The 13,366-nt window shown below is 60.6% G+C and carries 10 protein-coding genes; 3 read left to right on the top strand and 7 right to left on the bottom strand.

Annotated features, from left to right (window positions below; translation table 11 throughout):
* Nucleotides 1-36: 36 nt before the first annotated feature.
* From AB7M26_RS07935 to AB7M26_RS07915, 5 genes are all read right to left on the bottom strand, one after another.
* Nucleotides 37-3,054, bottom strand: coding sequence for a sarcosine oxidase subunit alpha (locus AB7M26_RS07935; RefSeq protein ID WP_123497293.1), 3,018 nt, complete (start codon nt 3,052-3,054; stop codon nt 37-39).
* Nucleotides 3,051-3,380, bottom strand: a complete 330-nt coding sequence (locus AB7M26_RS07930; RefSeq protein WP_008008142.1) for a sarcosine oxidase subunit delta — start codon at nt 3,378-3,380, stop codon at nt 3,051-3,053. The genes AB7M26_RS07935 and AB7M26_RS07930 overlap by 4 nt, the downstream gene beginning before the upstream one ends.
* Before the next feature lie 14 nt (nt 3,381-3,394).
* The gene (locus AB7M26_RS07925; protein WP_007907561.1) at nt 3,395-4,645 is read right to left on the bottom strand and encodes a sarcosine oxidase subunit beta; all 1,251 of its coding nucleotides are present in this window, start codon (nt 4,643-4,645) and stop codon (nt 3,395-3,397) included.
* A gap of 23 nt (nt 4,646-4,668) precedes the next feature.
* Complete coding sequence (glyA, locus tag AB7M26_RS07920; RefSeq protein ID WP_123497291.1) at nt 4,669-5,922, bottom strand: serine hydroxymethyltransferase; 1,254 nt, start codon at nt 5,920-5,922, stop codon at nt 4,669-4,671.
* A gap of 312 nt (nt 5,923-6,234) precedes the next feature.
* Nucleotides 6,235-6,951, bottom strand: coding sequence for a TraX family protein (locus tag AB7M26_RS07915; protein ID WP_429375925.1), 717 nt, complete (start codon nt 6,949-6,951; stop codon nt 6,235-6,237).
* A gap of 131 nt (nt 6,952-7,082) precedes the next feature.
* On the opposite strand from AB7M26_RS07915, the gene AB7M26_RS07910 reads away from it, so the two are divergent.
* A complete protein-coding gene (locus tag AB7M26_RS07910) occupies nt 7,083-8,123 on the top strand; it encodes a threonine aldolase family protein (protein WP_123497287.1) in 1,041 nt (346 codons plus the stop codon).
* A 242-nt stretch (nt 8,124-8,365) separates the two neighbouring features.
* A complete protein-coding gene (locus AB7M26_RS07905) occupies nt 8,366-9,190 on the top strand; it encodes an SDR family oxidoreductase (RefSeq protein WP_192344844.1) in 825 nt (274 codons plus the stop codon).
* 105 nt (nt 9,191-9,295) lie between these two features.
* Here the strand turns inward: AB7M26_RS07905 and gbcB are convergent, their stop codons facing one another.
* Nucleotides 9,296-10,396 carry a glycine-betaine demethylase subunit GbcB gene (gbcB, locus tag AB7M26_RS07900; RefSeq protein ID WP_123497283.1) on the bottom strand — a complete coding sequence of 367 codons (1,101 nt, stop codon included), beginning with the start codon at nt 10,394-10,396 and terminating at the stop codon, nt 9,296-9,298.
* Nucleotides 10,397-10,680: 284 nt separating this feature from the next.
* Between gbcB and gbcA the strand changes: the two genes are divergently transcribed.
* Nucleotides 10,681-11,976, top strand: a complete 1,296-nt coding sequence (gbcA, locus tag AB7M26_RS07895) for a glycine-betaine demethylase subunit GbcA (protein ID WP_123497279.1) — start codon at nt 10,681-10,683, stop codon at nt 11,974-11,976.
* Between the two features lie 125 nt (nt 11,977-12,101).
* On the opposite strand, the gene AB7M26_RS07890 is transcribed toward gbcA, so the two are convergent.
* The gene (locus AB7M26_RS07890; protein ID WP_429388553.1) at nt 12,102-13,346 is read right to left on the bottom strand and encodes a metallophosphoesterase family protein; all 1,245 of its coding nucleotides are present in this window, start codon (nt 13,344-13,346) and stop codon (nt 12,102-12,104) included.
* Nucleotides 13,347-13,366: the final 20 nt, after the last annotated feature.

The following is a 13,366-nucleotide window of genomic DNA, read 5'->3' as shown; positions in this document are numbered from 1 at the left end:
TCGCGGGCAAGCCTCGCTCCCACAGGAACTGTGGTGTTACACGTTCTGGCGATCGCCTTTCGGATCGAAGAACACCGAAGAAACGATTTCCGCCTCGATCACGCTGCCGTCGGCCAGCGGTGCGAACACCCGCTCACCCATGCGCTTCAAGCCGCCCTTGACCACACCCATGGCAAACGAATAGCCCAGGGAGTTGTGCAAGTAGCTGGAAGTCACGTGACCGACCATGGTCATCGGGATGGTTTGCTTGGTGTTGAACACCAGTTGCGCCCCTTCCGGCAGCCATTTGGTCGGATCGATCGGCTTCAGACCGACCAGCTGTTTGCGCTGATCACGCACGCAGTCTTCGCGGTTCATGCCACGCCAGCCGATCCACGAGAACGGTTTGGTGCGACCGACACACCAGCCCATGTTCAGGTCGTCCGGGGTCATCGAGCTGTCAGTGTCCTGACCGACGATGATGAAGCCCTTCTCCGCACGCAGAACGTGCATGGTTTCGGTGCCATACGGGGTCAGGTTGTACTGCTTGCCGGCCTCGACGATTTTTTCCAGCACGCCCATGGCGTAGTCGGCCTGCACGTTGACTTCGTACGACAGCTCACCGGTAAACGAAATCCGGAACACCCGCGCTGGCACACCACCGACCAGACCTTCTTTCCAGGTCATGAACGGGAAGGCTTCGTTGCTCAAGTCGATGTCGGTGACTTCGCTGAGCAGCTTGCGGCTGTTCGGCCCCGACAGGGTCATGGTCGCCCAGTGGTCAGTGACCGAAGTGAAGTACACCTTCAGCTCTGGCCATTCGGTCTGATGGTAGATTTCCAGCCATTGCAGCACGCGTGCAGCGCCGCCGGTGGTGGTGGTCATCACGAAATGGTTGTCGGCCAGGCATGCAGTCACGCCGTCGTCGAACACCATGCCGTCTTCTTTACACATCAGGCCGTAACGGGCCTTGCCCACATCGAGCTTGGTCCAGGCGTTGGTGTAGATGCGGTTGAGGAACTCGCGCGAATCCGGGCCCTGGATGTCGATCTTGCCCAGGGTCGAAGCGTCCAGCAGGCCGACGCTGTCGCGCACGGCTTTGCATTCGCGCTTCACGGCGGTGTGCAGGTCTTCACCGTTTTTCGGGAAGTACCAAGGACGTTTCCACTGACCGACGTCTTCGAACTCGGCGCCATTCTTCACATGCCAGTGATGCAGCGCGGTGAAACGAACCGGCTCAAAGATGTGCCCACAGTGACGACCGGCCACGGCGCCGAAAGTCACCGGCGTGTAGTTCGGACGGAACATGGTGGTGCCCATCTGCGGGATGGTCACGTTCAGCGAACGGGCGGCAATGGCCAGACCGTTGACGTTGCCGAGCTTGCCCTGATCGGTGCCGAAGCCCAGTGCGGTGTAGCGCTTGACGTGCTCGACCGACTCGAAGCCTTCGCGGGTCGCCAGTTCGATGGCGGCAGCGGTGACGTCGTTCTGCAGGTCGACGAATTGCTTCGGCGCACGGGCAGTGGCTTTTTCGTGAGGCACCTGGAACAGCGCCAGCGTCGGCTCTTCCAGACGGCTCAGGGCTTTCGGCAAGGTGCCTTCGACCACACTGAAACCGGCTTCGCTGGCGGCGCGAGCACCACCTGCAAAACCATCGGCCAGCGAGTCGCCGAGGCCGTAGACGCCGTTGATGCCACCGACGCACACGCGTTTCTGCGGTGCTTCACCCGGTACGAAACCGAGGATGTCTTCACGCCAGATCGGCTTGCCGCCCAAGTGCGATGCCAAGTGAACCACCGGGCTGTAACCGCCGGAACTGGCGACCAGGTCGCAATCGAGCCATTCGCCCGGGCTGGTGACGGTGTGTGCTTTTACGTCAATCGCGGCAACGCGAGCAGCGGTGACGTGCTTGCTGCCACGGGCCTCGATCACAGCACTGCCGGTCAGGATGCGGATGCCTTTGGCGCGCGCTTCTTCCACCAGCGCACCACGCGGGTTGCTGCGGGCGTCGGCGATCGCAACCACTTGCAGGCTGGCGTCGAGCCAATCCAGCGCTACGCGGTAAGCGTGATCGTTGTTGGTCGACAGCACGAGCTTCTTGCCCGGTGCCACGCCGTAACGACGAACATAAGTCGACACAGCGCCGGCGAGCATGTTGCCCGGCACGTCGTTGTTGCCGTAGACCAGTGGACGCTCGTGAGTACCGGTCGCCAGCACTACACGCTTGGCGCGAACCCGGTGGATGCGCTGACGCACCTGGCCAATCGGGGCACGGTCACCGAGGTGATCGGTGAGGCGCTCGTGAATGGTCAGGAAGTTATGGTCGTGGTAACCGTTGACCGTGGCGCGCGGCAACAGCAGCACGTCCGGGGTGTTTTTCAGCTCGGCGATGACGCTGGCGACCCACTCGGTGGCAGGCTTGCCGTCGAGGCTTTCGCGGGAATCGAGCAGGCTGCCGCCGAACTCTTCCTGCTCATCGGCCAGAATCACACGCGCACCGCTACGGGCAGCCGCCAGCGCAGCCGCCAGACCCGCAGGGCCAGCGCCGACGATCAGCACGTCGCAGTGCTGGTTCATGTAGTCGTAGGTGTCCGGATCGTTCTCGGTCGGCGAACGGCCAAGGCCGGCAGCCTTACGAATGTACTTCTCGTAGGTCATCCAGAACGATTGCGGGTACATGAAGGTTTTGTAGTAGAAGCCCGGCGGCATCAGCTTGCCGCCGACCTTGCCGAGAATCCCCATCATGTCGTTGTTCACGCTCGGCCAGCCGTTGGTGCTGGTGGCGACGAGGCCTTGATACAGCGCTTGTTGCGTGGCGCGTACGTTGGGGATCTGCGTGGCTTCGGTCGCACCGATCTGCAGCACAGCGTTCGGCTCTTCGGCACCGGCGGCGAAGATGCCCCGTGGGCGCGAGTACTTGAAGCTACGGCCGATGATGTCGACACCGTTGGCCAGCAGGGCTGCAGCCAGGGAATCGCCTTCAAAGCCTTTGTAGACCTGGCCGTTGAAGGTGAAGCTCAGCACTTTGTTGCGGTCGATGCGTCCGCCGTTGGACAGGCGATTGATCTGGCTCATACCTTCTCTCCCAGAGCCGTGGCGGCCGCTTTCGGGCTGTCGGTCTTGTCGGTGAACTGCGGCTTGGCGCCGATCTTGTAGGTTTCGAGAATCTCGTAGGTCACGGTGTCACGGGTGACGTTGAAGTACTGACGGCAACCGGCGACGTGATCCCACAGCTCGTGGTGCAGACCGCGAGGGTTGTCGCGGAAGAACATGTAGTCGCCCCACTCCTCGTCGGTGCAGCTGTTCGGATCCAGTGGACGCGGGATGTGCGCCTGGCCGGATGCATGGAATTCCTCTTCGGAGCGCAGTTCGCCACAGTGAGGACAGAAGATATGCAACATAGGGATTTCTCCTGTTAGTGGGCGACTGCTGCAGCGCCGTGTTCGTCGATCAACGCACCGCTATGGAAACGGTCGATGGAGAAAGGTGCAGCCAATGGGTGCATTTCACCCTTGGCCAGACTCGCGGCAAACACGTTGCCCGAGCCAGGTGTTGCCTTGAAGCCACCGGTGCCCCAACCGCAGTTGAAGAACATGTTCGGTACCGGGGTTTTCGAGATGATCGGGCACGCATCCGGCGTGGTGTCGACGATGCCGCCCCACTGACGGTTCATGCGTACGCGCGACAGCACCGGGAACATCTCGACGATGGCCTGGATGGTGTGCTCGATCACCGGGTACGAACCACGCTGGCCGTAGCCGTTGTAGCCGTCGATACCGGCGCCGATCACCAGGTCGCCCTTGTCGGACTGGCTGATGTAACCGTGTACGGCGTTGGACATGATCACGCTGTCGATAATCGGCTTGATCGGCTCGGACACCAGCGCTTGCAGCGGGTGCGATTCGATCGGCAGACGGAAACCGGCGAGTTTGGCCATGTGCCCGGAGTTACCGGCAGTGACCACACCGACGCGCTTGGCGCCGATGAAGCCCTTGTTGGTTTCAACACCGATGCACACGCCGTTTTCCTTACGGAAACCGATCACTTCGGTTTGTTGAATCAGGTCCACGCCCAAGGCATCGGCGGCACGGGCAAAGCCCCACGCCACGGCATCGTGACGGGCCACGCCGCCGCGACGCTGGACGGTAGCGCCCATCACCGGGTAGCGAGTGTTCTTGGAGCAGTCGAGGTACGGAATCTCGTCGGCCACTTGTTTGGCATCGAGCAGTTCGCCGTCCACGCCGTTGAGGCGGTTGGCGCTGACCCGACGCTCGGAATCACGAATGTCTTGAAGCGTGTGGCACAAGTTGTAAACGCCACGCTGGGAGAACATCACGTTGTAGTTCAGGTCCTGGGACAGGCCTTCCCACAATTTCATCGCGTGTTCGTACAGGTGCGCCGACTCGTCCCACAGGTAGTTGGAGCGAACGATGGTGGTGTTGCGCGCGGTGTTACCGCCGCCCAGCCAGCCTTTCTCGACCACGGCCACGTTGGTGATGCCGTGCTCCTTGGCCAGGTAGTAGGCGGTCGCCAGACCATGCCCGCCACCGCCGACGATGACCACGTCATAGACCTTTTTCGGGGTCGGCGTGCGCCACATCTTCTGCCAGTTTTCGTGATGGCTGAGGGAGTGTTTGAAGAGGCCGAAGCCCGAATAGCGTTGCATAGTCATTTACTCCAAAACCGCGCTCAGCGATAAACCGGGAAGTCCGCGCACAGGGCTGCCACATGCTGCGCGACATTGGCCTCGACATCGGCGTCACCGAGGTTGTCGAGGATGTCGCAGATCCAGCCGGCCAGTTCAACGCACTGGGTAACCTTGAAGCCGCGAGTGGTCACCGCCGGGGTGCCGATACGCAGGCCGGAGGTCACGAACGGCGACTGTGGATCGTTCGGGACAGCGTTCTTGTTCACGGTGATGTGGGCGCGACCGAGTGCTGCGTCCGCCTCTTTGCCGGTAAGGCCCTGACGGATCAGGCTGACCAGGAACAGGTGGTTATCGGTACCGCCGGACACTACATCGTAGCCGCGTTTGATAAATACGCCGGCCATGGCTTGGGCGTTGTCGATCACTTGTTGCTGGTAAGCCTTGAAGCCAGGCTCCAGCGCTTCCTTGAAGCACACGGCTTTACCGGCGATGACGTGCATCAGCGGGCCGCCCTGAGCACCGGGGAATACGGCAGCGTTAAGCTTCTTCTCGATTTCTTCGTTGGACTTGCACAGGATCAGGCCACCACGCGGACCGCGCAGGGTCTTGTGGGTGGTGGTGGTGACCACGTCGGCGTAAGGCAGAGGGTTGGGGTACAGGCCGGCAGCGACCAGACCGGCAACGTGAGCCATGTCGACGAACAGCAGCGCTCCGACCTTGTCGGCGATCTGACGGAAGCGTGGGAAGTCGAGGGTCTTGGAGTAGGCAGAGAAGCCGGCAACGATCATCTTCGGCTTGCACTCGACGGCCAGGCGCTCGACTTCGTCGTAATCGATCAGGCCGGTCTTGGTGTCGATGCCGTACTGCACGGCGTTGTACAGCTTGCCCGAGGACGACACTTTGGCGCCGTGGGTCAGGTGACCGCCATGGGCCAGGCTCATGCCGAGGATGGTGTCGCCGGCTTGCAGCAGTGCCAGGTACACGGCGCTGTTGGCCGAAGAGCCGGAGTGCGGCTGAACGTTGGCATAGTCGGCACCGAACAATTGCTTGGCGCGTTCGATGGCCAGGGCTTCGACCTTGTCGACGTGCTCGCAGCCACCGTAGTAGCGCTTGCCCGGATAACCTTCGGCGTATTTGTTGGTCAGGCCGCTGCCTTGCGCTTCCATCACGCGCTTGCTGGTGTAGTTCTCGGACGCGATCAGCTCGATGTGATCTTCCTGGCGTTGCTCCTCGGCATTCATCGCCGCCAGCAGTGCATCGTCGTAACCCTTGATCTGGTCTTGCTTGCTGAACATCGCGTCTCTCCCAGCGGCATCTATGCGCCATTCGTCTCGGTAAGGCACTGGCGTTACGGCAGTGCCCTTTGGAAGCGATGGTATGACCGGCGCAGACAGGTCAAATGCCTATGGACGCCACGCAAAGGTGCGTTTACGACATGGCGAGAAATGGCATGCCGAACACAACCTTCAAATCAGAAAAGATCCCTGTGGGAGCGGGCTTGCCCGCGATAGCGGTGGGTCATCTGACATCAATGCTGGATATGATGCCGCCATCGCGGGCAAGCCCGCTCCCACAGGGTTTTGCGCCCCTCTTTAGAAGGCCAGGGATCAAGCGATAAGTTGGCGCAAGGCCAGAAGCACGAGGAAATGCGCGGGATAGAGCGCATACGCCCAACGGCGCATCGGTGGCGGTTGAATGCCTTGGGCATGTCGCAATAGCAGCAGCCCCAGCAGTGGCGCAATCAGACAAGCGGCAGCGCCGAGGATCGCCGCACCGCTGCCGAGCCGCGCGGCGTAATACAGCACTTGCCACTGATTGGCCGCCAGGCAGACCAGCCCCGGCAGCAGGCTGAAATACCAGGGACGCCTGATCACCAGCAACATCGCCAGCGGCAACAGCACGCCGAAGAATCCGAACATCAGTCGTTCCGGGAACAGCGCCGCCAGCAACAAGGCACCGGCCGCCAATAGTCGCGGCTGAAGCATCCTGTGCTGCCAGCCACGGGCGACCAACAAACCCAGAACCAACGTGGGCAATACGTTTAAGGTTTTGAGATCAGGAATGTACATCCGGTAGGGGATTTCGCTTACAGCGCTAAACAGCAACAACCAACCGAGGTAACGCCACTGGCCGTCGGCCGTGACTGCACGAACTCGCGACAGGTTCGCCGCCATCGCCAGACAGAACCACGGGAACGCCAACCTGCCCGGCACATACAGCAGATCGATGGAGTAACCGACATATCGCAGGTGATCGAGCACCATGCTCAGCAGCGCCAGCCACTTGAGCAGATCCAGCGCCCCATCCCGTTGCGTCATGTGCATAATTGCCCGTCAACCGTGTATTTTTCTGACAGCATCATCCCGTGTGCTCTCCTGACGATCTTGGGTAAAGTGCGCACCATCATTGACCACGATGTTCTTCACCATAAGAGCCTCGACCAAGGAAGCCGGCCATGACCGACAAGAGCCAACAATTCGCCAGCGACAACTATTCCGGTATCTGCCCTGAAGCCTGGGCTGCCATGGAACAGGCCAACCACGGCCACCAGCGCGCTTATGGCGACGACGAGTGGACCGCTCGCGCGGCCGATCAATTCCGCAAACTGTTCGAAACCGACTGCGAAGTGTTCTTCGCCTTCAACGGCACCGCGGCCAACTCATTGGCCCTGTCGTCACTGTGCCAGAGTTACCACAGCGTGATCTGCTCGGAAACCGCCCACGTCGAAACCGACGAATGCGGTGCGCCGGAGTTTTTCTCCAACGGCTCCAAGCTGCTCATCGCCCGCACCGAAAACGGCAAGCTGACGCCGGAGTCGATCCGCGAAATCGCCCTCAAGCGCCAGGACATCCACTACCCCAAACCCCGCGTAGTGACCCTGACCCAGGCCACCGAAGTCGGCAGCGTGTACACCCCGCAAGAAATCCGCGCCATCAGTGCCACCTGCAAAGAACTGGGCCTGAACCTGCACATGGACGGCGCACGCTTCTCCAATGCATGCGCATTTCTTGGCTGCTCACCAGCCGACCTGACCTGGAAGGCCGGCGTTGACGTGCTGTGCTTCGGCGGCACAAAAAACGGCATGGCGGTGGGCGAAGCGATTCTGTTCTTCAACCACAAACTGGCCGAAGACTTCGATTACCGCTGCAAGCAGGCCGGGCAACTGGCGTCGAAGATGCGCTTCCTCTCGGCGCCGTGGGTCGGGATCCTGGAAAACGACGCCTGGCTCAAATACGCCCGCCACGCCAACCACTGCGCGCAGCTGCTGGCCGAACTGGTGAGCGATATTCCTGGCGTGGAACTGATGTTCCCGGTGCAGGCCAACGGCGTGTTCCTGCAACTGTCGGAACCGGCCATTGCCGCACTGACCGCCAAGGGCTGGCGCTTCTACACCTTCATCGGCAACGGCGGCGCACGGTTCATGTGCTCGTGGGACACCGAAGAAGAACGCGTGCGGGAATTGGCGGCGGATATTCGGCACGTGATGACAGCCTGACGCCCCACCCACTTCTGTGGCGAGGGAGCTTGCTCCCGCTGGGCTGCGAAGCGGCCTCACCAGCCTGAAACTGCGGTTTGCCAGACAGACCGCATTGGCGGGTCTTACGACGGCTTCGCCGCCGAGCGGGAGCAAGCTCCCTCGCCACAGGCTTGCACGCTCCCCCTTCCTCCTGCGCCAGTGACTTGGTCTACATTGTTTGTCGAGCCTCCGCTCAGATAACAACAATCAGGAGCGTACGCATGTCACTACAAGGCAAAACCCTGTTCATCACCGGCGCGAGCCGTGGCATCGGGCGTGAGATTGCGCTGCGGGCAGCAAAGGACGGGGCCAACATCGTGATTGCCGCCAAAAGCGCCACCCCTCACCCCAAACTGCCCGGCACCATTTTCAGCGTGGCGGCGGAAGTTGAAGCCGCGGGAGGCAAGGCGTTGGCCTTGCAGGTGGATGTGCGTGATGAAGTTGCCGTGCGCCAGGCCATGGCCGACGCCAGCGCACATTTCGGCGGCATCGATGCGCTGATCAACAATGCCGGGGCGATCAAGCTGACCGGTGTGCAACACATCGAACTCAAGCGCTTCGACCTGATGCACCAGATCAACACCCGCGCCGTGCTGCTGTGCAGCCAGGCCGCCCTGCCCTATCTGAAAAAAACCGCCGGCCACATCCTCAACCTGTCGCCGCCGCTGAATCTGGCCACCAAGTGGTTCGCCCAATACAGCCCTTACACAGTGACCAAATACGGCATGAGCATGCTGACGTTAGGCATGAGTGAGGAATTTGCCAACTACGGCATCAGCGTCAATTCCCTATGGCCACAGACCATGATCGCCACGGCTGCCATCGAGTTTCAGCTGGGGTCACGCGAGTCGTTCAAACATGCGCGCACGCCGGCGATCATGGCGGATGCGGCTTACGCGATTCTGAGCAGCAGTGGTCGCAGCATCACCGGGCGGTTGCTGATTGATGAGGAGATTCTGCGGGAGCATGGCGTGACCGAATTCGATCATTACCGCTTTGAGCCCGACACCAAAGACAAGCTGATGCCAGACCTGTTTGTGGACTGAAATACCAACCATTTTGGGAGCGAGCCTGCTCGCGATGAGGCCGGAACATTCAACATTGATATTGACTGATCCACCGCTATCGCGAGCAGGCTCGCTCCCACAGGTTCAAAACTCGATCCGCACGTCGCCCTTTGGCACGCTGCAGCACGACAGGATGAACCCTTCGGCCTCGTCTTCCTCGGTAATCCCGCCGTTGTGGTCCATTTCGACCTCGCCGCCCAGTTTCATCACCTTGCACGTCCCGCAAATCCCCATCCCGCAGGCTTTCGGGATCAGCAGGCCAAGCTTGGCCGCCGCCGCATGCACGGTTTCGCCCGGCGCCACGCGAATGCTTTTGCCGGACGCGGTGAATTCCACCTGATGCAGATCCGCCGCGTCGATTTCTGGAGCATCCGCCGCTTGCTCGGCTTGCTCCACCGCATCGGCACGGGCTTCCGCTGGCGTCGCGCCGAAGGATTCCTCGTGATAACGCTTCATGTCGAAACCCGCCGCCTCAAGCATGCGCTTGACCGCGTTCATGTACGGGGTCGGGCCGCAGCAGAAGACTTCACGGTCAAGGAAGTCCGGCGCCATCAGTTCGAGCATCTTGTGGTTCAAGTAACCGCGATAACCGGCCCACGGCTCGCCCAGACCATGCTTCTCGCAGATCAGGTGCAGGCTGAAGTTATCGATCCGCGACGCCATGTGTTCCAGCTCGCGGTGGTAAATGATGTCTTTCGGTGAACGGGCGCTGTGGATGAATACCATGTCGACATTGCCGTTGGTGTCGTAGAACCAACGGGCCATGGACATGCACGGCGTAATACCGACGCCGCCGCTGAGGTAGAGCACTTTCGGCGCAGGGAAGTCCATGGCGTTGAACAGCCCGACCGGCCCGTGCACCGCCAGCTCCTGGCCTTCATGCAGGGTGTCGTGCAGCCAGTTGGACACTTTGCCCCCCGGCACGCGCTTGATGGTCACCGAAAAGCTGTACGGCACCGACGGCGAGCTGGAAATGGTATAGGAGCGCATGATCGGCACGCCGTCGATTTCCAGCTCCAGGGTGACGAACTGCCCGGGCTTGAAGAAGAACAGGATCGGCTGGTCGGCCATGAAGCAGAAGGTGCGCACATCCCAGGTTTCCTGGATGACTTTGACGCAACGGACAATGTGTCGACCATTGGCCCAGGTCTGGGTGGTTACCGGATTCAGGAAGCTGTTGGACATGCTGTTCTCCACGGCCGACTACCGGCCTTTATGTTGGCGATTCTGCGTATAGCGCAGCCCCTCCATTTACCTATCTGCGACATTCACATACTTATCGCGACCAGCCCCCAATTACCGGGGGTTGCGCGTCGGGAACAGATTGGGCCATGTCGCCCATGGATAAGGTTCTGGCGAGCGCCGGCCCCACACTCGCCCCATACCAAGACATAATCTTTACACCTTGCGTAGCAAACCTGATTAGCCACTTTCGCCGGCCACACAGAATGGCCTTGAGGATCAAATCGATGGACGTCACCGCAAAAATCAGCCTGGGCGATCCGCTGGAACCCGCACGCAAGGCCACCGCGCAGATGCTGCAAGAACGCGAGCGCACTTTCTCGCTGCCGCAGCCGTTTTACTCTGACGAGCGGCTGTTTGATATCGACATGCAGGAAATCTTTCAGAAAGAGTGGTTGATCGCCGGCATGACCTGCGAAATCCCGACCAAGGGCAACTACCTGACCCTGCAAGTCGGCAAGAACCCGATCATCGTGATTCGTGGCGCCGAAGGCGTGGTCCATGCGTTCCACAACGTCTGCCGTCACCGCGGTTCACGGCTGTGCACCAGTGAAAAAGGCAAAGTCGCCAAACTGGTCTGCCACTACCACCAGTGGACGTATGAGCTGGACGGTCGCCTGCTGTTCGCCGGTACCGAAATGGGCGCCGACTTCGACATGAAGCAGTACGGCCTCAAACCGGTGAACGTGAAAACCGCTGGCGGCTACATCTTCATCAGCCTGTCGGAAAACCCGCCGGCCATTGATGACTTCCTGTCGACGCTCAGCCATTACATGGAACCGTACGACATGGAGAACACCAAGGTGGCGGTGCAAACCACCTTGATGGAGAAAGCCAACTGGAAACTGGTGCTGGAAAACAACCGCGAGTGCTACCACTGCAACGCATCGCACCCGGAACTGCTGAAAACCCTGCTGGAATGGGACGACGTCACCGACCCGCGTGCCGACCAGGCCTTCAAGGACCACGTCGCTGCTTCGGCCGCTGCCTGGGAAGCCGAGAAGATCCCTTACGCCCACGCCAGTTTCGGCCTGCGTAACCGCATCGTGCGCATGCCGCTGCTCAAGGGCACCGTGTCGATGACCATGGACGGCAAACAGGGCTGCGCCAAGCTCATGGGCCGCATCAAGAACCCGGACCTGGGCTCGATGCGCATCCTGCACCTGCCGCACTCGTGGAACCACTGCATGGGCGACCACATCATCGTGTTCACCGTGTGGCCGATCAGCGCTCAGGAAACCATGGTCACCACCAAGTGGATCGTGCACAAGGACGCGGTCGAAGGCGTGGACTACGACGTGGAGCGCATGCGCCAGGTCTGGGATGCGACCAACGACCAGGACCGTCGCCTGGCCGAAGAAAACCAGCGCGGCATCAACTCCACCGCGTACCAGCCAGGGCCTTACTCCAAGACCTATGAGTTTGGCGTGGTGAACTTTGTGGACTGGTACAGCGAGCGGTTGCTGAACAACCTTGGGGCCGAGCCTGCGCCTTACCTCAAAGGGGTTCCGGTTCAAGGCTAAGAGCAAAATCATTAGGCCAGTTCAAGCCCGCTCCCACAAGGATCGGCGGCGTTCACAAATTCTGTGAACACCCCCATGACTGTGGGAGCGGGCTTGCCCGCGATGAGGCCGTAACATTCACCCAATCAACTTGAAGACCACCGCACCGACCCATCCTCGCCAATAAACGTCTCTTCGATGTTTTCCCCCACCAGCCGCACTTTCACATAACCGTTCAACACTCGATCCGGGTACGCCTCATCCCGCGCATTTTGCGTTTCCGACCACAGCACCCGCGAATGCCCGTTCAGCTCGCTGGCATTGCCGTAGGGAATCGCCCCATGCCCGGCGCAGCGCGCATGCAACCCGCCTTGAGCGGCGTAGCAGATGCCGTTGTGCAAATGCCCCCAATACCAATAATCCGGCTCACGCCCCAAGGCATCGCACACCGGTTGATACAGCGCCGTCTTGTTGTGTCCGGTAATGTCGAAACCCTGGTGATGACTGAGCACCATGATTTTCTTGCGCTGAGGCAGTCCTTTCATCCAGTCGATCTGCTCCTTGTTCAGTGCACCGTCCATGTACAGGTTAATCGGATCCGAGGCATACGCCGTGTCGAGGCCGATCACCAGCCAGTCATCGTTGTACAACGCAAAATAGCTGGTGCCCTGCTGCGCCGGAAAACGCTTGGCCAATTCCTTGAAATAGCCATGGGCGCCGCTGTACATCTCGTGGTTGGAGTTGAGGGTGAACGAGCCGTGCTTGCCCATGGGCCAGCCGACCATGTCGACGTCTTCCTGGGAGTGGGTGCCGGCGTAATACACGTCCCCCAAGTGAACGGTGAAATCGGCCTGAGCCAGTTGCATCTGATTGGCCACCGACACCGCCGGCGCATGGCTGTCGAACGGCCCGGTACCCCAGTCGCCGGCGATGGCCAGGGTTACATCACTGTCCATGCGCATCAGCGCCGGGTTGGTAGCGAACGGCGCGTGATGCCGCAGGTTCTCGATCCACTTGAGCAGCGCCTCGCTCCACAGCAGATCCAGCAGTTCCCATTTGCGACAACCGAGCAAGCTGCCGTCCTTGAGCACTCGGGTTTGCAGCTCGTCTGCCGATTGCGGCAAGGGAGTGGCGTTACCGATATGCAGGATCGACAATCCGTGGGCCAACTCCCACGGCACACTCGGTTGATCGTCGGGCAAGTCGCCGTTTTTGAGGACGTAGTGCGCCTGATCGTGACCCCGTTGCAATAGCGCGACGATGGCCTCGTACTCCTTGGGTTCAAGCTCGCTGACGAGCTTTTTCCAGGCCATATCCAAACGGGTGAACAAGCCATGTACGCGTAGCTTGACCTTGTCGTACTCGTGTTCCCAATGACTGACCAATGACATGTCGCGTTCCTCCATCCGTA

Source organism: Pseudomonas sp. F-14 TE3482 (assembly GCF_053629455.1).
The sequence above is the reverse complement of the archived record's forward strand: the minus strand, read 5'-3'. Positions and strand labels throughout refer to the sequence as shown.